The sequence below is a fragment of the Streptomyces zinciresistens K42 genome (assembly GCF_000225525.1).
GTDB lineage: Bacteria > Actinomycetota > Actinomycetes > Streptomycetales > Streptomycetaceae > Streptomyces > Streptomyces zinciresistens.
In genome coordinates, this window is record NZ_AGBF01000123.1 from 1 (window position 1) to 20,752 (window position 20,752).

22 protein-coding genes are annotated in these 20,752 nt (G+C 72.1%); 9 read left to right on the forward strand and 13 right to left on the reverse strand.

Features of this window, described 5'->3' with window-relative positions:
* Positions 1-330: 330 nt before the first annotated feature.
* The 5 genes from SZN_RS25730 (at position 331) to SZN_RS25750 (ending at position 5,208) form a co-directional block, all read left to right on the forward strand.
* Complete coding sequence (locus tag SZN_RS25730) at positions 331-1,284, forward strand: SPFH domain-containing protein (RefSeq protein WP_007500428.1); 954 nt, start codon at positions 331-333, stop codon at positions 1,282-1,284.
* Positions 1,281-1,520: a type II toxin-antitoxin system antitoxin gene (locus SZN_RS25735; protein ID WP_007500430.1), complete on the forward strand. Its 240-nt coding sequence runs from the start codon at positions 1,281-1,283 to the stop codon at positions 1,518-1,520. Before SZN_RS25730 ends, SZN_RS25735 begins: the two co-directional genes overlap by 4 nt.
* A gap of 105 nt (positions 1,521-1,625) precedes the next feature.
* Entirely contained in the window at positions 1,626-2,150 is a 525-nt protein-coding gene (locus tag SZN_RS25740) for a PadR family transcriptional regulator (protein WP_007500432.1), read from the forward strand.
* Positions 2,147-2,836, forward strand: coding sequence for an ABC transporter ATP-binding protein (locus SZN_RS25745; protein WP_007500435.1), 690 nt, complete (start codon positions 2,147-2,149; stop codon positions 2,834-2,836). The genes SZN_RS25740 and SZN_RS25745 overlap by 4 nt, the downstream gene beginning before the upstream one ends.
* A gap of 68 nt (positions 2,837-2,904) precedes the next feature.
* Positions 2,905-5,208, forward strand: coding sequence for an ABC transporter permease (locus SZN_RS25750; RefSeq protein WP_007500436.1), 2,304 nt, complete (start codon positions 2,905-2,907; stop codon positions 5,206-5,208).
* 22 nt (positions 5,209-5,230) lie between these two features.
* On the opposite strand, the gene SZN_RS25755 is transcribed toward SZN_RS25750, so the two are convergent.
* A complete protein-coding gene (locus SZN_RS25755) occupies positions 5,231-6,223 on the reverse strand; it encodes a LysR substrate-binding domain-containing protein (RefSeq protein WP_007500439.1) in 993 nt (330 codons plus the stop codon).
* Positions 6,224-6,358: 135 nt separating this feature from the next.
* Between SZN_RS25755 and SZN_RS25760 the strand changes: the two genes are divergently transcribed.
* Together SZN_RS25760 and SZN_RS25765 are read left to right on the forward strand one after the other, a co-directional pair.
* Positions 6,359-6,913, forward strand: a complete 555-nt coding sequence (locus SZN_RS25760) for a peroxiredoxin (RefSeq protein ID WP_007500441.1) — start codon at positions 6,359-6,361, stop codon at positions 6,911-6,913.
* A 4-nt stretch (positions 6,914-6,917) separates the two neighbouring features.
* Complete coding sequence (locus tag SZN_RS25765) at positions 6,918-7,451, forward strand: alkyl hydroperoxide reductase (RefSeq protein WP_007500443.1); 534 nt, start codon at positions 6,918-6,920, stop codon at positions 7,449-7,451.
* A gap of 24 nt (positions 7,452-7,475) precedes the next feature.
* On the opposite strand, the gene SZN_RS25770 is transcribed toward SZN_RS25765, so the two are convergent.
* The 5 genes from SZN_RS25770 to SZN_RS25790 all read right to left on the reverse strand — a co-directional run bounded on the left by SZN_RS25770 (position 7,476) and on the right by SZN_RS25790 (position 14,455).
* Complete coding sequence (locus tag SZN_RS25770; protein WP_078508942.1) at positions 7,476-8,873, reverse strand: AI-2E family transporter; 1,398 nt, start codon at positions 8,871-8,873, stop codon at positions 7,476-7,478.
* Between the two features lie 146 nt (positions 8,874-9,019).
* Complete coding sequence (locus SZN_RS25775) at positions 9,020-9,718, reverse strand: aggregation-promoting factor C-terminal-like domain-containing protein (protein WP_244313416.1); 699 nt, start codon at positions 9,716-9,718, stop codon at positions 9,020-9,022.
* A 415-nt stretch (positions 9,719-10,133) separates the two neighbouring features.
* Positions 10,134-11,459, reverse strand: a complete 1,326-nt coding sequence (gene phoH2, locus SZN_RS25780; protein ID WP_007500448.1) for an RNA 5'-3' helicase PhoH2 — start codon at positions 11,457-11,459, stop codon at positions 10,134-10,136.
* Positions 11,460-11,782: 323 nt separating this feature from the next.
* A complete protein-coding gene (locus SZN_RS25785) occupies positions 11,783-12,556 on the reverse strand; it encodes an isoprenyl transferase (RefSeq protein WP_007500449.1) in 774 nt (257 codons plus the stop codon).
* Positions 12,557-13,669: 1,113 nt separating this feature from the next.
* On the reverse strand, positions 13,670-14,455 hold the full coding sequence (locus SZN_RS25790) for a methyltransferase domain-containing protein (protein ID WP_007500451.1): 786 nt from the start codon (positions 14,453-14,455) through the stop codon (positions 13,670-13,672).
* 51 nt (positions 14,456-14,506) lie between these two features.
* On the opposite strand from SZN_RS25790, the gene SZN_RS25795 reads away from it, so the two are divergent.
* Positions 14,507-15,031 (forward strand): DinB family protein, encoded by a 525-nt coding sequence (locus SZN_RS25795; RefSeq protein WP_007500454.1) that lies wholly within the window; start codon positions 14,507-14,509, stop codon positions 15,029-15,031.
* 116 nt (positions 15,032-15,147) lie between these two features.
* On the opposite strand, the gene SZN_RS25800 is transcribed toward SZN_RS25795, so the two are convergent.
* Positions 15,148-16,020, reverse strand: a complete 873-nt coding sequence (locus SZN_RS25800) for an LLM class flavin-dependent oxidoreductase (protein ID WP_007500456.1) — start codon at positions 16,018-16,020, stop codon at positions 15,148-15,150.
* 77 nt (positions 16,021-16,097) lie between these two features.
* On the opposite strand from SZN_RS25800, the gene SZN_RS25805 reads away from it, so the two are divergent.
* Positions 16,098-16,478 carry a DUF192 domain-containing protein gene (locus SZN_RS25805; protein WP_007500458.1) on the forward strand — a complete coding sequence of 127 codons (381 nt, stop codon included), beginning with the start codon at positions 16,098-16,100 and terminating at the stop codon, positions 16,476-16,478.
* 79 nt (positions 16,479-16,557) lie between these two features.
* Here the strand turns inward: SZN_RS25805 and SZN_RS25810 are convergent, their stop codons facing one another.
* From SZN_RS25810 to SZN_RS25835, 6 genes are all read right to left on the reverse strand, one after another.
* Positions 16,558-17,187, reverse strand: coding sequence for an OmpA family protein (locus SZN_RS25810; protein WP_007500460.1), 630 nt, complete (start codon positions 17,185-17,187; stop codon positions 16,558-16,560).
* 8 nt (positions 17,188-17,195) lie between these two features.
* Complete coding sequence (locus SZN_RS25815) at positions 17,196-17,783, reverse strand: hypothetical protein (RefSeq protein ID WP_043733071.1); 588 nt, start codon at positions 17,781-17,783, stop codon at positions 17,196-17,198.
* 34 nt (positions 17,784-17,817) lie between these two features.
* Positions 17,818-18,426, reverse strand: a complete 609-nt coding sequence (locus SZN_RS25820) for a pilus assembly protein TadG-related protein (protein WP_043733077.1) — start codon at positions 18,424-18,426, stop codon at positions 17,818-17,820.
* Entirely contained in the window at positions 18,426-18,623 is a 198-nt protein-coding gene (locus SZN_RS25825; protein WP_007500467.1) for a hypothetical protein, read from the reverse strand. Before SZN_RS25825 ends, SZN_RS25820 begins: the two co-directional genes overlap by 1 nt.
* A 133-nt stretch (positions 18,624-18,756) precedes the next feature.
* Positions 18,757-19,497 carry a response regulator gene (locus tag SZN_RS25830; protein ID WP_007500469.1) on the reverse strand — a complete coding sequence of 247 codons (741 nt, stop codon included), beginning with the start codon at positions 19,495-19,497 and terminating at the stop codon, positions 18,757-18,759.
* Positions 19,494-20,752: sensor histidine kinase (locus tag SZN_RS25835; protein WP_007500471.1), on the reverse strand; the 1,259-nt coding region annotated here is incomplete at its 5' end. The genes SZN_RS25830 and SZN_RS25835, both read right to left, overlap by 4 nt.

Sequence of the window (20,752 nt, forward strand, 5' to 3'; positions counted from 1 at the left end):
GCGCGGCGGCCGGCGCGCTGCCGTGCTCGTCTTTCTTCCGCTCGTCCCATGGGTCCGCTCTGCTCCGCTTCGCTCGCGTGTGCGCTCCCGCCACACAGGTTCGTCGCTCAGGTCAGCTCAGAAAACTAACACCGGAAGTCGTGACAAAGGACGTCCGATCCGGGCTTTTGGGGACGTGACAATCAGCACCCGCCCCCGACGGAACCGACGGCTCAGGGGTGCGTAAGGTTGCCCGGACGGGGTAATCTGATATCAGTTAGCTAGAAGCACGCTAGTGAAGTCGCCGCCGACGACTCGGTCCGGCTTCCGGAGGAAACGGGGAAACAACCCATGTCGAACGCCACGAAGGACACGACGCACCTCACCCCGGGGACACCCGACGTCCCCGAGATGCCCGCGCCGCGGGTGCGGGAGTTCCCGGCCCAGAGCATCGGCGGCGGACTCGCCCTGCTGCTCGGGCTCGCGGGGCTGCTGGTGAGCACCGCTCTGATCGTGAGCGCCACCGCCGTCGCGGGGGCGGGCGGCAAGGCGGCGCTGATCGTCTCCGGCGTCCTGGTCGGCGTCGCCGCACTGCTGGCCATGTCCGGGCTGAACATGGTCGCGCCCGGCGAGGCGCGGGTCGTCCAGCTCTTCGGGCGCTACCGGGGCACGATCCGGCAGGACGGGCTGCGCTGGGTGAACCCCTTCACCGCGCGCACGAAGGTCTCCACCCGGGTCCGCAACCACGAGACGGCCGTCCTCAAGGTCAACGACGCCTACGGCAACCCGATCGAGCTGGCCGCGGTCGTGGTGTGGCGGGTCGAGGACACCGCGCAGGCCACGTTCGAGGTGGACGACTTCCTGGAGTTCGTCTCCACCCAGACCGAGGCGGCGGTGCGGCACATCGCCATCGAGTACCCCTACGACGCCCACGACGAGGCCGGCCTGTCACTGCGGGGCAACGCCGAGGAGATCACCGAGAAGCTCGCCGCCGAACTCCACGCCCGCGTGGAGGCGGCCGGCGTCCAGATCATCGAGTCGCGCTTCACGCATCTCGCGTACGCTCCGGAGATCGCCTCCGCGATGCTCCAGCGCCAGCAGGCCGGCGCGGTCGTGGCCGCCCGGCGGCAGATCGTCGACGGGGCGGTGGGCATGGTCGAGGCGGCGCTCGCGCGGATCGCCGAGCAGGACATCGTGGAGCTGGACGAGGAGCGCAAGGCGGCGATGGTGTCGAACCTGATGGTGGTGCTGTGCGGCGACCGCGCCCCGCAGCCGGTCCTCAACACCGGGACGCTCTACCAGTGACGGCTCCCCCCGAGGGTCCGGGCCCGCACGGTCGGCCGCAGCGCAAGCAGGTACTGCTGCGGCTCGACCCGGCGGTGCACGAGGCGCTGGCGCGCTGGGCCGGTGACGAACTGCGCTCGGCCAACGCGCAGATCGAGTTCCTGCTGCGCAAGGCGCTGGCGGACGCGGGCCGGCTGCCGAAGGAGACCCGGCCCATCCCGCGCCGCGGGCGCCCGCCCGGCGACTCCGGTTCGTAGCGAAACCGTGACAACAGGCCCCCACCTGGGCCTCGGCACCCGCCGCCACCATCTACACACCCTGTGTATACATCGCACGTATACACACTGTGTAGAGTCATCGGCATGTCCATCGGTCACACCCTTCTAGGGCTCCTGGAATCGGGCCCCCGCCACGGTTACGACCTCAAGCGGGCCTTCGACGAGAAGTTCGGTCACGACCGGCCGCTGCACTACGGCCAGGTCTATTCGACGATGTCCCGCCTGCTGAAGAACGGGCTCGTCGAGGTCGACGGGATCGAGCCCGGCGGCGGGCCCGAGCGCAAGCGGTACGCGATCACCGACGCCGGCGTCACCGACGTGCAGACGTGGCTCGCGACGCCCGAGAAGCCGGAGCCGTACCTCCAGTCGACCCTCTACACCAAGGTCGTCCTCGCCCTGCTCACCCGGCGCGACGCCGCCGACATCCTCGACACCCAGCGGGCCGAGCACCTGCGGCTGATGCGGATCCTCACCGACCGCAAGCGCAAGGGCGACCTGGCCGACCAGCTGATCTGCGACCACGCCCTGTTCCATCTGGAGGCGGACCTGCGCTGGCTGGAACTCACCGCGGCACGGCTCGACAAGCTGGCGGAGGTGGTGGTCAAGTGACCCCGCCCCCCGGTTCCCTGCTCACGGCCGAGAACCTGCGCAAGGCGTACGGCCCGACCCTGGCCCTCGACGGCGCCGGGTTCTCCATCCACCCCGGCGAGGTCGTCGCGGTGATGGGGCCCTCCGGCTCGGGCAAGTCCACCCTGCTGCACTGCCTCGCCGGCATCGTGCCGCCCGACTCGGGCTCCATCCTCTACGACGGGGCCGACCTCGCCACCATGAGCGACGCCCGGCGCAGCGCGCTGCGGCGTTCGGACTTCGGCTTCGTCTTCCAGTTCGGTCAGCTCGTGCCGGAGCTGACCTGCGTCGAGAACGTCGCCCTGCCGCTGCGACTGAACGGCACCTCCCGCAAGGAGGCCGAGCGCGCAGCCCTGGCCTGGATGCAGCGCCTGGAGGTCGACGACATCGGCAGGAAGCGGCCCGGCGAGGTCTCCGGCGGCCAGGGGCAGCGGGTCGCCGTCGCCCGCGCGCTGGTCACCGAACCGCGCGTGCTGTTCGCCGACGAGCCGACCGGCGCGCTCGACTCCCTCAACGGCGAGCGCGTGATGGAGCTGCTGACCGACGCGGCCCGCTCCACCAGCGCCGCCGTCGTGCTGGTGACGCACGAGGCGCGGGTGGCCGCCTACTCCGACCGCGAGATCGTCGTGCGCGACGGCAAGTCCCGGGACATGGAGCGCGCCGTATGAGCGCAGAGGGGGGACAGCGCTCCGCTCCCGCGCCGTCGCGGATCGGGGGGTGGGCCAGGGACCTCGGGATGGGTGTCCGGTTCGCCCTCGCCGGCGGGCGCGAGGGGTGGGTGCGCGCCCTGCTGACGGCCGTCGGCGTCGGGCTCGGGGTGGCGCTGCTGCTGCTCACCACGGCGGTGCCCAGCATGCAGTCCGTCCGGCGCGAGCGGGAGAGCGCCCGCGACGACGTCGACTACAGCCGGATGGACCTCAGGGCGTCCGACCGCAGCCTGCTCGTGGCGAACATCGACACGGACTGGCGGAGCAAGGACATCCGCGGCCGGGCCCTGGAGCGCGAGGGCGCGAAGGCACCCCTGCCGCCGGGGCTCGACACGTTCCCCGCCGCGGGCGAGATGGTCGTCTCCCCCGCGCTGAAGGAGCTGCTGGAGTCCTCCGACGCCCGGCTGCTGAGGGAGCGGCTGCCCGGCCGGATCGTCGGCACCATCGGGGAGAGCGGGCTGATCGGCTCGCACGAACTCGCCTTCTACCGGGGCGGCGAGGGGCTGGCGGGGAACATCGACGGCGCCCGGGTGGCCCGCATCGACCGGTTCGGGGACACGAGCCCCCCCGAACAGGCCACCGATCCGGTCCTCCTGCTGCTGGTCCTCGTGGTCTTCGCGGTGCTGCTGATGCCGGTCGCCGTCTTCATCGCCGCGGCCGTGCGCTTCGGCGGCGAACGGCGCGACCGGCGTCTGGCCGCGCTGCGGCTGGTGGGCTCCGACGGGTACATGGTCCGCCGGATCGCGGCCGGTGAGGCCATGGCGGGGGCCGTGCTCGGCCTGGTCTTCGGCACCGCCTTCTTCCTGATAGGCCGCCAGGTCGCGGGCTCGGTCGAGGTGTTCGGCATCAGCGTCTTCCCGAGCTACCTCGATCCCTCCCCCGCGCTGGCCCTGCTGGTGGGCCTCGCCGTCCCGGCGGCGGCCGTGCTGGTCACGATGTTCGCGATGCGCGGCGTGGTCATCGAACCGCTCGGCGTGGTGCGGACGGCCAAGCCCACCCGGCGCCGGCTGTGGTGGCGGCTGCTGCTGCCGCTCGCCGGCCTCGGGATGCTGTGGCCGATGGTCGGCCAGGGCCGCGACAGCGGCAACTTCAACGAGTACCTGGTCATCGGCGGTGTGCTGCTGCTGCTCATCGGCGTCGCCACCCTGCTGCCCTGGGCCGTGGAGTCGGTCGTCTCCCGGTTGGGCGGGGGCGGTGTCGCCTGGCAGCTCGCCGTGCGCAGGCTCCAGTTGAGCAGTGGCACCGCGGCCCGCATGGTCAACGGCGTCGCCGTCGCCATCGCCGGGGCCATCGCCCTGCAGATGCTGTTCGCCGGGGTGGAGAGCGACTACACGAAGTCCTCCGGCAACGACGTCCAGCGGGTGCAGATGCAGGTGTCGCTCTCCCGCAACGCGCAACTCGCCCCGGCGGTACGCGAGTTCCGGGACACCAAGGGCGTCCGCACGGTCTACGCCTACGCCGAGGGCACCCTGGGCGACCGGCGCAAGGACCCCGACATCGGGATCGGGATGACCGTCGGCGACTGCGCGTCGCTGCGCCAGGCGGCCGCGCTGCCCTCGTGCCGCGACGGCGACGTGTTCTACGTGGGGAACGCGGACCTGGACGAGAACGCCCTGAAGATGGCGAAGCGGCCCGGCCGGACGCTGTACCTCGACCCGACCTACTCCGGGGCTCCCCGGAGCCGGGAGATCCCGTGGCAGATCCCGTCCGGTATGAAGGAGGCCGGCTCGCGCGAGGACCTGACGGGCGGGGAGCGCGGCGGTTTCCTCGTCACGCCGAAGGCGCTCTCCGCGACCGCCGCGACGGCCCTGCGGGGCCAGGTCTACCTCGCGCTCGACGCCTCGGTGCCGGACGCCGGCGACCTCGTCCGCAACACCGCCGCGGCCGTCGACCCGCTGTCGCAGCCGATGAACTGGTACGCCACGCAGACCTCCGAACGCTACGGCGCCATCCGCTCCGGCCTGTTCGTCGGCGCCGTGGCCGTTCTCGCCCTGATCGGCGCGAGCCTGCTGGTCTCCCAGCTGGAGCAGTTGCGCGACCGCAAGAAGCTGCTGTCGGCGCTGGTCGCCTTCGGCACCCGGCGGCGCACACTGAGCCTGTCGGTGCTGTGGCAGACGGCCATCCCGATCGCGCTCGGCCTGGTGCTGTCCCTGGCGGTGGGTCTGACGCTGGGCGTGGTCCTGCTGCGGATGACGGCGACGCCGGTGGTCGTGGACTGGTGGAGCGTGCTGTCGATGGCGGCCGTCGGGGCGGGCGTCGTCGTCGCCGTCACCCTGTGCAGCCTGCCGCCGCTGCTGCGGCTGATGCGGCCGGACGGGCTGCGCACGGAGTGAGCGCGGACCGGGGGCCGGCCGCTCAGGCGCCGGCCCCCAGCAGCCGTACGGGCAGCGGCCGCAGGGCCTCGCGCAGGGCCGCCGCCAGCTCCTCGTACTCCCCGCCGCGGGCCGCGCCCGCGCGCATGGCGAGGGCGATGCGGCGGGTGGGGGCCGGGGCGGCGAAGTAGCCGGTCAGCAGCCTGCTGCTGCGGGCCGTCTCCAGCTTCAGGGCGGTGCGCGGCAGCAGGGTGCAGCCCAGGCCGCCCGCGACGAGCTGGACGAGGGTGGACAGCCCGGCGGCCGTGGTGGTCACCGGCGCCCCCGCGCGCCCGCCGCCCGGCGCCCCCGAGCGTCCCGCACCCTTGAAGCCCAGCCCGGCCTCCCGGCAGATGTCCAGCGCCTGGTCGCGCAGGCAGTGCCCCTCGTCGAGCAGCAGCAGGTTCAGCTCCCCCAGCACCTCGCGGGGCAGCTCCTCCCGGCCGCCGAGGGGGTGACCGAGCGGGGTGACGAGCACGAAGTCCTCGTCGAACAGGGGGAGTTCGCGCACTGCGGGCATCCCGAGGGGGACCGCGAGCAGCAGCAGGTCCAGTCGGCCCGCGGTCAGTCCCTCCACCAGGCGCGCGGTCTGCTCCTCGTGGACCTGGAGATCGAGGTCCGGGTACCGGTCGTGCGCGAGGCGCAGCACGGTGGGCAGCAGGTAGGGGGCGACGGTGGGGATGACGCCGAGCCGCAGGGCGCCGGTGAACGGGGCCCGGACCGCCTCGGCCTCCTCCAGCAGCGCTCCGACCTCCGCGAGGACGGCCACGGCCCGCACGGCCAGCCGCTCCCCCGCGGGCGAGAGCAGCACCTTGCGCGTCGTACGCTCCACCAGGGTCACTCCGAGTGACTCCTCCAGGGCGCAGACGGCTCCGGACAGGGCGGGCTGGCTGATGCCGAGCGCGGCGGCCGCGTCCCGGAAGTGCAGGTGCTCGGCGACCGCGGCGAAGGCGCGCAGCTGGGCGAGGCTGGGCAGCCTCCTCTTACTCACGGTCACTGATAGCACTCTCCGATCAACCCGACCGAGTGTAGCTATTTCCCGTATCAATGCAGCCTGTGCCAGGATCAGTAAGGTCCAACCCAAGGGAGACACCTGTACCGATCGGGTGTCTCCTCGCTGCAAGGAGAGCCTGTGCTCACTGTCGGTGACAAGTTCCCCGCGTTCGAACTGACCGCCTGCGTCTCGCTGGAGAAGGGCCGGGAGTTCGAGACGATCGACCACAAGACGTACGAGGGCAAGTGGAAGATCGTCTTCGCGTGGCCGAAGGACTTCACCTTCGTCTGCCCCACCGAGATCGCGGCCTTCGGCAAGCTGAACGAGGAGTTCGCCGACCGCGACGCGCAGGTGCTCGGCTTCTCCGGTGACTCGGAGTTCGTCCACCACGCCTGGCGCAAGGACCACGACGACCTGCGCGACCTGCCGTTCCCGATGATGGCCGACTCCAGGCACGAGCTCATGCGCGACCTCGGCATCGAGGGCGAGGACGGCTTCGCCAAGCGCGCGGTGTTCATCGTCGACCAGAACAACGAGATCCAGTTCTCCATGGTGACCGCCGGCTCCGTCGGCCGTAACCCCAAGGAGGTCCTGCGGGTCCTGGACGCCCTCCAGACGGACGAGCTCTGCCCGTGCAACTGGACCAAGGGCGAGAGCACCCTGGACCCGGTCAAGCTGCTCGCGGGAGAGTGACCGTATGCCGCTCGACTCCCTGAAGTCCCGGATACCGGACTACGCCAAGGACCTGAAGCTCAACCTGGGCTCGGTCATCGGCAATTCGGACCTCCCGGCCCAGCAGCTGTGGGGCACGGTCCTCGCGACCGCGATCGCCTCCCGCTCCCCGATCGTGCTGCGCGAGCTGGCGCCCGAGGCGAGGACCCACCTCACGCCGGAGGCGTTCGAGGCGGCCAAGTCCGCCGCCGCCGTGATGGCGATGAACAACGTCTTCTACCGCACCCGGCACCTGCTGTCCGACCACGAGTACGGCACCCTGCGCGCGGGCCTGCGGATGAACGTCATCGGCAACCCCGGCGTCGACAAGGCCGACTTCGAGCTGTGGTCGTTCGCGGTGTCCGCCATCAACGGCTGCGGCCTGTGCCTGGACTCGCACGAGCAGGTGCTGCGCAAGGCGGGCGTCGGCCGCGAGGTCGTCCAGGAGGCGTTCAAGATCGCTTCCGTGATCCAGGCCGTCGGCGTCACACTGGACGCCGAGGCCGTCCTCGCGGAGTAGCTCTGAGCGTGCCGCGGGCCCCGTTCACCCCTGGTGGGCGGGGCTTTCGGCGTTCTCCGGGGTGTCGCCGGACAGCGCGCCCGCGGTCCCGGCGGCCGCCGCCTCCTGGGGCTGCGGCGGCGGGGAAACGGCCGGGGCGGGCGCCGGCACGGGCAGTGCGTGCGCCTCCTGCGCGTGCGCCCGCAGATAGCCGACGATCGTGTTCGACACCGCCACCAGCGGTACGGCGACCACCGCGCCGCCGATCCCGGCCACCATGCCGCCGGCCGCCACCGCCAGCACGACCGCGAGGGGATGGACCCGCACGGCGCGGCCCAGGATGAACGGCTGCAGGACGTGGCCCTCGATCTGCTGCACCGCGAGGACCACGCCCAGCGTCATCACGGCGGTGAACACGCCCTGCGTCACCAGGGCCACGACCACCGCCAGCGCGCCGGAGGCGACCGCGCCGACCAGGGGGATGAAGGAGAACAGGAAGATGAAGACGGCGAGCGGGACGGCCATGGGGACGTCCAGGAAGTAGATGCCGATGCCGATGAAGACGGCGTCGATCAGGGCGACCACGACGGTGCCGCGCACATACGCCGTCAGCGTCGCCCAGGCCCGCGGCCCGGCGCCCGCGACACCCGGACGGGCGGCGGCGGGGACCAGCTTGAGCGTCCAGTTCCAGATCCGCTTGCCGTCGTAGAGCAGGAACAGGGTGGAGAAGGCCGCCAGCAGGATGCCGGTGAGCGCCTCCACGATGACCGTGACGCCCTCCAGGCCCGCCGAGGTGATCTCCTCGGTGTTGGCGCCGACCGCGTTGCGCAGGCTCTCGGCGATCTCGTTGATCTGCTTGTCGGTGACGTGGAAGGGGCTGTTGAGCAGCCACTTGCGCAGTTCGTCGATGCCGTCCTGGATCTGGTCGGAGAGGTTGTCGATGTTCTCCATGACCTGCCAGGTCACGAACCAGCCCATCAGCCCGATGACGACGAACCCGAGGACCGCGGTCAGCGCGGTGGCGAGCCCGCGGGGCACGCGCCGCCGGGTCAGCCACGCCACCGAGGGCTGCATCAGCGCGGTGAGCAGCAGGGCGATGACGAAGGCCAGCACGACGAGCTGGACCGCGCTGATGACCCGCATCAGCACCCAGACGGTGCCGGCGAGCACCAGCAGCCGCCAGCCCGCCTCGGCCGCGACCCGTACGCCCCAGGGCACGGCCTGGGTGGGGTCGGGGCGCGGTACGGGGTGGGCGGGCGGGTGGCCGGCGGGCCGGGGCACCTGGCCGGCGTCCGGCGCCGGGGTGCCGGCGGCGTCCGTGCCGTGCGCGGTCCGCGGGCCGGTGCTCCCGCGCTCCACCTCGGCGCGGCGCTCGTTCAACCGCTCACTCATCTCGGTCAGTCCGGCACCGACCCGGCCGAGCCATCCTGGCACTCGCGACATGGTTCGTCCTCTTCCCCCGTCTTCACGCACCACTCCCCCGGAGTGGTCGCGTCCGACCGTACAGGTCCGCGGGCGCGGAAGCGCGAAAGCCCCTCACCGAAGGACGGTGAGGGGCTGCGCGAGGTCGAGCGGGGGCCGCGGCCGGCTCAGTACCAGTTGTTGGCCTGCCAGAAGGTCCAGGCCTCGCACGGGCTGCCGTAGCGGCCGTTCATGTAGTTCAGGCCCCACTTGATCTGCGTGGCGGGGTTGGTCTGCCAGTCGGCGCCGACCGAGGACATCTTGGAGCCGGGCAGCGCCTGGAAGAGACCGTAGGCGCCCGAGGAGGGGTTGACGGCCTTGTAGTTCCAGCCGGACTCGCGCGTCACGATGTTGCTGAAGCAGCTCCACTGGTCCGCGGCCACGACCTGCCGCGCCATCGACTGGATGGCGGCGGTGGAGTAGTTCGTGGAGGAGCTGCCGACCAGTGCGGAGGCGCTCCGGGCGCTGCGGCTGGCGGCCTCCTCGGCCTTCTCGCGCTCCTTGGCCTCCTGGACCGCCTTGTCGGCGGCCTTCTTCTTCGCGATCGCGCTCTCGGCGGCGGCCTTGCGGGCCGACGCCTCGGCGTCCTTCTTCGCGCTCACGTCGGCAGCGATGGCCTGGACGTCCGCCTGCGCGGCCAGCGACTCGGTCTGCACCTGGGCCTGCTGGCCTGCGGGTATGTCCGCGAGGAGCGTCGAATCGGCTGCCGTCGTCTCGGCGTCGTTGGTCTGTGCGATGCTGCCCGAGGCAACACCGACGACGCTTCCGACAGCGGTGACCGCGGTGGCCGAGGCCACTGCGAATCCCCTGACCGAAATCGGACTCACACGGTTTCCTTCCAGCGTCGCCCGCTTCGGTGACCCTGGCGGACGCGATCGTGCCCCTGGCGCTGGCCTCCCCACTGCGCGGTCACGGGAGGCACGGACCCGGTGGGCAACTCCCTGCACGGGAGCGCCGCGTGGTGACTCGGGCGGCATACGACGTCGCTATGCAGTTGGTGGTGCTGCTGTGGTGCCGTACCGCTGGCGGTACAGAGGTGTCGTATGCGGGGCCTGACAGGAGTGAGACTCTGCCGCACCCGGACGCCGCAAGGCAATTCTGTGTTGCGTGTGAAAGCTCACACCTCGTTCGCTCCAGATGTTTTCCGTAAAACCACACACGCCGAGGCGCCGCCCGACTAGGCTCTTGGCCTTTCCGGACGGCGCCAACCAACGAGTAGCTACCGCAAGTTGAGCACTCGGGTCAGATCTGCCCGTCCTCCAGCATTTCGGTCACAAGGGCGGCGATCTGGGACCTCTCGGACCGCGTCAGCGTGACGTGGGCGAAGAGGGGGTGGCCCTTCAGCTTCTCCACGACGGCGACGACACCGTCGTAGCGTCCGACACGCAGGTTGTCCCGCTGCGCCACGTCATGGGTGAGGACCACCCGAGAGTTGGCCCCGATCCGCGACAGCACGGTCAGCAGGACGTTGCGCTCCAGGGACTGCGCCTCGTCCACGATGACGAACGCGTCGTGCAGGGAGCGTCCGCGGATGTGGGTGAGGGGCAGGACCTCCAGCATCCCGCGCGCGGTGACCTCCTCGATGACGTCGCGGCTGGTGACCGCGGACAGCGTGTCGAAGACCGCCTGCGCCCAGGGGCTCATCTTCTCGGCCTCGGTGCCCGGCAGATAGCCGAGTTCCTGCCCGCCCACCGCGTACAGCGGCCGGAAGACCATCACCTTCTGGTGCTGACGGCGCTCCAGCACCGCCTCCAGACCCGCGCACAGCGCGAGCGCCGACTTGCCGGTGCCGGCCCGGCCGCCCATGGACACGATCCCGACGTCCGGGTCGAGCAGCAGGTCGAGCGCGATCCGCTGCTCGGCGCTGCGGCCCTTGATGCCGAACGCCTCCCGATCGCCGCGCACCAGGCGGACGTTGCCGTCGGGGGCGATGCGCCCGAGGGCCTTGCCGCGCTCGGAGTGGATCGTCAGTCCGGTGTGCACCGGAAGGCCGGCGGCCTCGGGGACGTGGATGCGTCCTTCCTCGAAGAGGATGTCCACCTGTTCGCCCGGCAGGGTCAGTTCGGACATCCCGGTCCAGCCGGAGGAGTCCGTGATGGCCAGTTCGGCGCGGTACTCCTCGGCGAGGAGGCCGACCGACGAGGCCTTGATCCTGAGCGGCAGGTCCTTGGACACGACGGTCACGTCGAGCCCCTCGGCCTGCAGGTTGCGGGCGACCGCGAGGATACGGGAGTCGTTGTCCCCCAGGCGGTAGCCGCTGGGCAGCACGCTGGGGTCCGAGTGGTTGAGCTCGACACGGACGGTCCCGCCGAGGTCCCCGGTCGGGATGGGGGCGTCGAGACGGCCATGCTTCACCCGGAAGTCGTCGAGCAGGCGCAGCGCCTGCCGGGCGAAGTAGCCGAGTTCGGGATGGTGCCGCTTGGCCTCCAGTTCCGTCACCACGACGATGGGGAGCACGACCTCGTGCTCGTCGAAGCGGGTCAGGGCGTTGGGGTCGGCCAGCAGGACGCTGGTGTCGAGAACGTAGGTGCGCCGGTCGGGCTTGTGGCGCTTTGTGCTGGTCACCACGGAAGGACGTACCCCCTCGGATGAGGTCGGGGAGCGACGGAGTGGAGCTGGACCGGTCGTCGGCCTCGGTGCACGCCCGGCACGGGCCGGGGACCGGCCCTCCACTGCTTCCTCCGTGCCGTCACCGCACGGTCGGGCTGGTGCAAAAGGGCCTCCCGGGCGGACGGCTCCGGCGCCGTCCGCTGAGATACGACACCCGTGGTTCGGGTGTCGACCTGCTTGGTCTATGCCCTCGAACACGCGCCGCCATGCCGACGCACGGGACGGCGCGCCGGTGAACTCCTCGTGACGTCCGTCCCGGAGCCCTCGTCCGGGTGGCGGGGTCAGCCGCCGTAGCGGCGGTGCCGTGCGGCGTAGTCGCGCAGGGCGCGCAGGAAGTCGACCTTGCGGAAGGCCGGCCAGAAGACCTCACAGAAGTAGTACTCCGAGTGGGCCGTCTGCCACAGCATGAAACCGGACAGCCGCTGCTCGCCGCTGGTGCGGATGACGAGGTCGGGGTCGGGCTGGGCGCCGGTGTAGAGGTGGCGGCCGATCAGGTCGACGCTGACGGAGTCGGCGAGGTCCGCCATGGAGGTGCCCTTGTCGTGGGCGTCGACGATCATCGAGCGCACGGCGTCGGCGATCTCCTGGCGGCCGCCGTACCCGATGGCCACGTTGACCAGTATCCCGTCGACGTGGGTGGTGGCCTCCTCGGCCTCCTTCAGCGTGGTCTGCATCGGGGCGGGCAGCAGGTCGGGCGTGCCGACGTGGTGGACCCGCCAGCGTCCGTCGGCGGCGAGGGAGCGGACGACGTCCTCGATGATCCCGAGCAGCGGGACGAGTTCCTCCTGCGGCCGGTCGAAGTTGTCGGTCGACAGCAGCCAGAGGGTGACGACCTCGACGTCCGTCTCGGTGCACCAGCCGAGGAACTCCCCGATCTTCTCGGCACCGGCCCGGTGGCCGTGCAGGGTGGAGGAGCCCGCGGCCCTGGCCCAGCGGCGGTTGCCGTCCATGATCACGCCGATGTGCTTGGGCACCTGAGCGTGGTCCAGACGGCCCTCGACCCGGCGTGCGTACAGCCTGACCAGCAGGCCGCGCAGCTTGTCGCGCAGGTTCACGTGTGTGTCAGCCCCTCCGTACGGATCGGACAGGCGCGGCACCGGCGTGGTCGCGGTGGGTCGCGAGGGTGGTGCGCGGCGGTGGTCGCGGCGCGGTCGAGGGCGGTCCCTGTCCGTATGGCGGTCCCCGGGGGCGAAGCCTACCCCCGCGGACGCCGGGGGCGGCCCCGCGGGGGAAGGCGGGAAAGGCGGACCGGCGTGGGGAGCGGGGACGGGGGCGGGCCGTGACGCTTCACCCGTCCCCCGGGCGTCCCACGGGGCCCTGCGCGCCCCTCACGCACCGGGGGGCGGGCAGCGCGGACGGCGCTGACGCGCGGGCGCGGGAGATGGCGGGGAGAGGCGCGGGAGGGGTGGGGCGAGGTGCGCGGGTGCGCGCGGGTGCGGGAGATGATGGGGCGAGGTGCAGGAAGGGTGGGGCGAGGTGCACGGGCGGCGTCGGCGGCGCGGGCGGCGCGGGGCAAGAAAAAACGGGCCGGTCCGTGGGGGGGATACGGACCGGCCCGAGGGGGGGTTTCCACCATAACCCTTCGTGAGTGATGCTGCGTGCATCGGCGCGACACAACTACTCTCCGCAGTCATCCGGCGACGGGAAAACGACCCCGGAAACGCCTCCGCGAGAGCTGTTCGCGACCGATCAAACGTCTTCCACCTGCGAAAACGGGCGGAAGGCGGACCGTTACGGAGGAGGTTCTGCCATTTGGCGCGCCGCCCGGACGGCCGGGATGCGCGTCCCTCCCAGGGGTGACCCGGTCGCGCACGTCGACTTGACGGGCCGGGTAGCGGTTCGGACGGGAAGCGGTTCGGAGGGGCGGGCGACCCGCCGCATCGCGCGTGAGTCCGGCGGCGGCCCGTCCGGCGGCACGGCACCGCGCGGCCCCCTCCACCGCGCGGTACCACCGCGCAGCTTTGCGCACGCGAATTGCCTCGTCTGAACGTACGTGACACCCGTGCGGAAATCGAGCCCGGTCGCCATAACGATGTGGAAAACGCGCGGGATTCCTGGACTACGCAGGGGCAGCGGGGCTTCATGGGAGCAAATGCACGGTTTGCACCCTGGTGCGGAGTGGCCGCGGTGACCGACCGGGGACGCCGGCCGGGGGACGGCGGCCGGGCTCAGGCCGCGGGCCTGCGGGCCTCGACGAGGTGGCGGGTGCTGTGGGCGACGAAGGGACCGTCGGTGCAGAGCCGTTCGTGCAGTGCGCGCAGCCGGGGCCGGTACGCCTCGACGGTGAAGCCGGGCACCAGCCAGATCACCTTGCGCAGGAAGTGCACCACGGCCGCGATGTCGTGGAACTCCATGCGCAGTTCCTCCGCGCGCAGGCCGGTGATCTCCAGCCCGGCCGCCTCGGCCTCGGCGCGCTCGCGGTCGGGGTGGCGGGCCGCGCGGGCCTCCTCGGACTGCGGCCCGAGGAAGAACTCGACGAGTTCGAAGGCGCTGCGGGGCCCGACGTGCTGGGCGAAGTAGCCGCCGCCGGGGCGCAGTACACGGACGATCTCGGCCCACGGCGCCCGCACCGGATGACGGCTCGTCACGAGGTCGAAGGAGGCGTCGGCGAAGGGCAGCGGGGCCTCCTCGGGCGAGGCGGCCACGGCGACGCCGCGCGGCGCGAGCAGCGCGGCGGCCCTGGCGACGTTCGGCGGCCATCCCTCGGTCGCCACCATCAGCACGGGGGCCTTCGGAGCCCGGCCGAGAGCGAAGTCCAGGACCTCGCCTCCCCCGGTCTGGAGGTCCAGCGCGGCGCGGGCCCCGGCCAGCCGGCCGGCCAGGGAGACGGCGTACCCCCAGCTGGGCCGCGCCTCGGTGGCCCGGCCCGCGAACCACGAGAAGTCCCAGCCCCGCGTGGGCACCGCCGCGCCCTCGGCCACCAGTTCCTCGAACGATCCGCCGTCCCGTCCCATATGGACAGGGTCGCAGGACACTGTCAGTGGCCGCTGCTAGTTTTCTCCGCCATGACGGACGCGAAGGATGCGAAGGACCCGGCGCCCTCGGCGTACACGGCGGACGAGAAGGAGACCCTGCGGGCGAGCCTCGACCGGCACCGCGACGCCGTGCTGTGGAAGCTGGAGGGGCTGGACGACGAGCGGCTGCGCCGGCCGATGACCCCGTCCGGCACCTCCCTGCTGGGCCTGGTCAAACACCTCGGCTCGGTGGAGTACGGCTGGTTCGCCGAGACGTTCGGCGGCGAGGTGGAGCCGCTGTGGTTCGACCCCTACAGCGACGAGGACATGCGGGCGGACCAGGGCGAGACGACACGGCAGATCACCGACTTCTACGCGCGGGCGCGGGCGGCGTCCGACCGCGTGATCGCCGAGCGGGCCCTGACCGACCGGCGGAAGCCGGCGTGGCGGGACGAAGAGGTGTCGCTGCGGTGGGTGCTCGTCCACATGGTCGAGGAGACCGCGCGGCACGCGGGCCACATGGACATCCTCCGGGAACTGCTGGACGGCGCCGCCGGGACGCACCGGCCGGGCTGAGCGGGCGGTCGGGGAGAGGAGGACCGGGGAGGGTCGGGGAGTGTCGGGGCCGGGGAGGGCCGGGGAGGGCTCCCGGCGAAGCCCTCCCCGGCCCCGGCGACGCCGCTGGCGCGCCGCTACGGCACCAGCGGGCGCACCTCCTCGGCCACGAAGCGTACGAAGCCCTCCGGGTCGGGCTCGTCCGCGGTGGGCTGGAGGACCACGGTGTCCGCGCCGGCGTCGGCGAGCCGCCGTACGGCCTCAGCCACCGCGCCCGCGTCCCCGGCGACGCCGAGGTCCGGCACGGCGGCGTCGCCCTCGGCGGCGAGGTCGGCCCGCAGCCGCGAGGCGGCGTCGGGGCCGGTGGCGGCGAGGAGGTACACGACGACCTGATGCGGGTCGGTCCGCCCGGCCGCGGCCCGTCCCTCGTCGACGAGGCGCCGGGCCGCGCGTACCCCGTCCGGCGGGGTGGAGGCCGTGAGGAGCGTGCCGTCGGCGGCCTCACCGGACAGCCGCAGCGAGCGGGGACCGGTGACTCCGGCGATCACGGGCGCCGGAGCGGCGGGCGGCCAGTCGAGCGCCACGTCGTCGAGCCGGACATACCGGCCCCGCACGCTCACGCGCTCGCCGCGCAGCAGGGCGCGCAGCGCGTCGAGGTGCTCCCGCAGCAGGGTCATCGGCGACTCGGCCCGCGCGCCGACCTGCCCCATCCAGTCCTGTACGCCGTGGCCGAGGGCGAGCACGGGCCGCCCGGGGAACATGCGGTGCAGGGTGGCGGCCTCCATGGCGGTGAGCGCGACGTTCCGCAGGGGCACCGGCAGCAGCCCGATGCCGACCTTGACGCGCTCGGTCCAGGCGAGCGCGGCCGCGGCGGCGGAGATGCCTCCCTCGCGGAAGCAGTCCTCCCAGAGCCAGAGCTCCTCCAGGCCGGTGTCGTCGGCGAGCCTGGCGACGGATCGAAGTCGTTCGGGGGCGAGTTGGGGGCGGAACACCGCGCCGAGTCCGGTCATGGGAGTCTTCCTACCCGCATGTGCGGCGATCGGACACCGGTGGCGCGTGGGCCGGGTGAGGCGGGGAGGAACCGGCTGTGGGACGGCGGTGGCGGGACGGGCGGGGAACCCTGACGGTGTACGGGGAGCCGGGGGCCGGTGCGGGCGTGCGGGTGCCGCTGGAGATCGCGGCGTCCTACCGTGCCCGCACCCGCGGTCTGCTCGGCAGGGACGGCGTGGACGGGGCGATCCTCCTCACCCCGGCGGGCAGCGTCCACACCTTCGGCATGCGCGTCCCGATCGACGTCGCCTACCTCGACCGCTCCCTGCGGGTCGTCGCCGTACGCACGATGCGCCCGGGACGGCTGGGGCTGCCCCGGCCGCGCTCGCGCCATGTGCTGGAGGCGGGGGCCGGGGTCATGGCGGAGTGGGGGCTGCGGGCGGGGGCGCGGGTGACCGTCGAGCCCGAGGCGCCCTGAGCCGCCGCGCGCCACGGGGTCGGCGGTCGGTGCGCGGAACGGCCGCGGGCGACCCGGGCGGCAGCGTCCCCCTTGGGGGTCAGCCGCCGGTGCGCGGGAACGACACCTCCACCCTGCGGTTCTTCTTGCGGCCGGCCTCGGTGGCGTTGGAGGAGATCGGGTACTGCTCGCCGTACCCGCGGACCTCGTAGGTGACGGAGGAGTCCTTCAGCTCCGCGTCCAGGACGCCCTGCACGGCGTTCGCGCGCTTGCGGGACAGGATGTCGCCGGAGACCGCGGAACCCAGGTTGTCGGTGAAGCCGAAGACGCGGATGCGGGTGGCGTTCTGCTTCCCGATCTCCTGCGCGATCGAGGTGATCCGGGCCTTGGCCTCACCGGTGAGCCGGGCGCTGTTCTTGGGGAACAGCACCTCCGCCTGGAGGGCGAACTTCACGTCCGCGTTGGTGTCCTCCCGGCGCTCCTCGCCTGCCTGGTCCTCCACGACCTGCTTGATGTCCAGCACCTTGGCGGAGGCGAGGGTGGCGCCCTCGGGCAGCTTCAGATCGGGATCGTTGGCGTCCACCTCGACGGGCGCGGCGGCGGATGCCTCGGTGCCGGGGGGGACGCTGGGGTCGTCGTCGGCCTGCGCCGAGGTGACGCCGAGGAGGTTCGTGGCGACCATGACCGTGGCGACGCCGAGGGAGCCGAGGGAGAAGGAGAGGCGGGTCATGGGGCGCCTCATCCGGAGATCTGGATGGTGGCGGAGGCGAATGTGGGTACTTGCAGGGTCAGTTCGGCGGCCTTCGTGGGAGGTGATGGGAACTGGATGAAGACGGCGAGCGCCTCACCGGCCTTGAGCGAACTGAACCCCGTCGTGGTCAGCGGCCGTCCCTCGGTGTCGCGCAGCACGTAGTACCGCTTCTTGTTCTTGCCGTCCACCAGGGTGGCACCGCCGAAGGACATACCGTGTCGCAGGATCTCGGTCTCGTCCCCGCGCACGGCCGGCGGCACGGTGATCCTTTCGGCGCCGTCGTTCTTCAGCGTCCCGCTGACGGTGAGAAAGCCCCCTGAGTCCCTTGCCGCCGAGGTGATCTGCAGCAGCAGTCCGGCCGACCCCTTCATCTCCGCCATGGGAGTCTCGGACTGTCCTTCCTGAGCACTCGGCTGGGAGCCACCGTCCTTGGAGGTCGAGTTGGATTTCGGCGGTTTGGTGTCGTCTGCACCCCCACCTCCGCTGCCGCAGCCGGCCACGCCGAGGGCCAGTGCGGCCGCAACGGTCGTCCCGACCATCACCCTGCGGGCCTTCGTGGTGAACCGAACGCTCATGCCCCTGCTTCCTTCGTCATTCGTCACTCGCTTGTCAGTCGGAGAGGTGGACGTCGAAGAGATCCTTGGCTTCGGGAAGCGTGGTCGGGTCACCCGGATCAGGGTTCCACGTGACGTCGTCGCAGGTGAGCTGCGGGAGTGGCAGTGGTTCCTCCCCGGCACCGGCGTCCTCACGGGGCGGGTCGAACGTGCAGAGGGCGTCGATCACAGCCGTGGCGGAGGCCGACGACCTGATGCTCTCCGTGCCGGGCACGACCGAGTCACCCACGGTCTTGTTCGTCTCGACGTCCACCTTGTAGCCCAGCAGTCCCGCCGGGCCGCAGCTGAGCACCGTGGCGTCGTTCCGGGCCGCCAGATCGCCGGCCCGCGGGCACCCGTCGAAGACCGCGGTGTCCCCGACGAGGATGTCCTCCCACTTCGCCGGATCGCGCAGGACCGCGAGCCAGTCGCCGGCGAGCCGGTCCCGGGTCTCCTGTGCTGCCGCCAGCGCCGCGGCGTCGGCGGCGGTCTGAGCTCCGTTCCTGTTGGCCGCGGCCTGGCCGACCGCCAGGTAGGCGAACGCGAGAAAGAGCAGGCCCGCCACCACCACGATGTAGATGGGGAAGGCCTGCCCTGCGTCACCGCGCCTGACGGATCGCCGAATCAACCGCCGGTAACCTCGGCGATCTTGTCCGTGATCGCCGTGTAAATCGTGTTGCCGATGTCCGTCCCCGTAATAGCCAGCACGATCGCCACCACCACCGCGATGATGCCCAGATACTCCACCGCCGTCTGGCCCGCGTCGCTGCGTCGGGTGCGGGAACGCAGGTGGGCGACGGTGGTGTTGATCCAGTTGCTCATGGTGTTCCCCTCCGGTGTCCGGCGAGCGTCGCGCGCTCTCGGGAGAAACGTAAGCGTGAACACCCGGAACGCCAGAGGGTCCCAGGGCCCAATTCCGGGCTATGTCCGAAAAGCGTCGTCCCGTCATCGCCCCTCAGCTCCGTTCCGGCTGTGAACCCGGCGCCGTACCAAGCCACTTGGCCGCGGCCTGGGCCCTGCTGGTGCTGTGGAGTTTGGCGAAGATCCGGTTGATGTGATTCTTGACGGTCTTCTCGGTGATGAAACAGGCGGCGGCGATCTGCTGGTTGTTCATGCCGGACGCGATGAGTTCCATGATCTCCGCCTCCCTCCTGCTCAGCCGGAACCGTGACCTGTATGACGCAGACTCTCCCACAAGCGGTTGCACTTGCGAAAGCGATTCGGTTGAATTCCCTGTAACAGTTGCGAGTTGGCCGTTTGCTTGCGCGAGCGAATCGGTGAGGGCCAGTGCCGCCGCGGCGGTGAGCGGGGACCCTCCCCGTTCGATCTCCCTGACCGCCGCCACCAGTTCGCCCGGGGTGAACTCGCCGTGCACCAGATAGCCCGAGGCGCCCAGGCGCAGCGCCTCGCGGACCGTCTCCGACTCCCCGCTGTACGTCAGCATCACCACCGGCGCGATGCGCGCCAGGTGCGGCAGGGCCGTGAGGCCGTCCGTGCCGGGCATCCGGACGTCCAGGAGGATGACGTCGGGGCGGTGGCGGCGGGCCGCCTCGTGGGCCTCCCGGCCGTCGGCCGCCTCGGCCACCACCGTCAGGTCCGCGTGGGCGGACAGCAGGGCCGTCAGCCCGGCGCGGACCACGGGGTTGTCGTCGGCCACCACCAGGCGCAGGGGCGGCGGGGGTGTCGCGGGGTTCATGGGGTCGCCTCCGTCGTCGTGAGGGCCGCGAGGGGCAGTTCCAGGCGGACCTCCGTGCCGCGGGCGTTCTCGCCCGTGCCGAAGTGGATGCGGGCTCCTGTCGAGGCGGCGCGCTCGGCCATGCCGAGGAGGCCGAAGTGGCCGGTGCGGCGCAGCTGTTCCAGTGTGGTGCCGGGCGGCAGACCGCGCCCGTCGTCCGAAACCGTCAGGCACAGCGCCGCGTCCCGCACGCCCCAGCGCACGTCGACGCGCCCGGCGTCGGCGTGCCGGTGGGCGTTGTCCATGGCCTCGGCGGCGATGGTGAGCAACTGGCGTGCCACGGCGGGCGGGACGGGCGGCGCGGGGGTGTCCCCGGTGCGGTCGAAGGTCGTGGCGAGGCCGGTGCGGGCGGTGAAGTCGGCCGCGCGCGAGGCCAGGAGCGGGCCCACGTCCGTCGCGCGGTCGGGGTCGGACTCGCGGCGCAGGTCCGCGAGGAGTTCACGGGACTCGGCGGCGGCGCGGCGGGCCGAGCGGGCGACCAGTTCCGCCTGCTGCCGGATGCGGGCCGGGTCCATGGCCTCGGAGGTGGCCGAGCGGGCCAGTCCGTCGGCGGCCAGCGCCACCCCGTGCAGGGTCTTGGCCACCGAGTCGTGCATCTCGCGGGCGAGGCGGGCCCGTTCGGCGCCGACGGCCTGGGTGACGGCGAGCCGGGCCCGGACGGCCGTCAGCGCCTCGGTCGCCGTGCCGAAGCGGAGCATGAGGGCCCGCAGCGACGAGCCGAACGCGCCGGTGATCACGCACAGCCCCGGCAGCAGGAGCTTGTCGGCGACGCCTGCCGAGCGGGCGTCGGTGTCGATCGCGTAGGCCAGCAGGAGGATCAGGGACTGCGCGCTCGCGAAGGCGGCCGCGCCCCGGTGGCCGTAGACGATGCCGGCCAGCAGCGGGGTGCACACGCTGACGTAGGCGAGCGTGGTGTCCGGGCCCGCGGAGACCAGGAGCAGCGAGGTGAGGAGGGTGTCCAGCGCGAGGAGGCTGGGGTGGCGCAGCAGGAGGGGGCCGAAGCGCTCCCAGTCGCGGAAGAGGGCGTAGGAGCCCATGAAGGTGATCACGACGGCCGCGCCCACCAGGCGGGTGCCGAGGCCGGGGGTGGCGTTGAGCAGGGCCGGGGGCGCGGACAGGGCGATCATGGCGAGCCGGAAGCCGAGGACCTGGCGGCACAGCGCCTGGAGGGCGTTGACCTGGAGCGGGATTCTCGGCTGCCGCGCGCGGGTTCGTG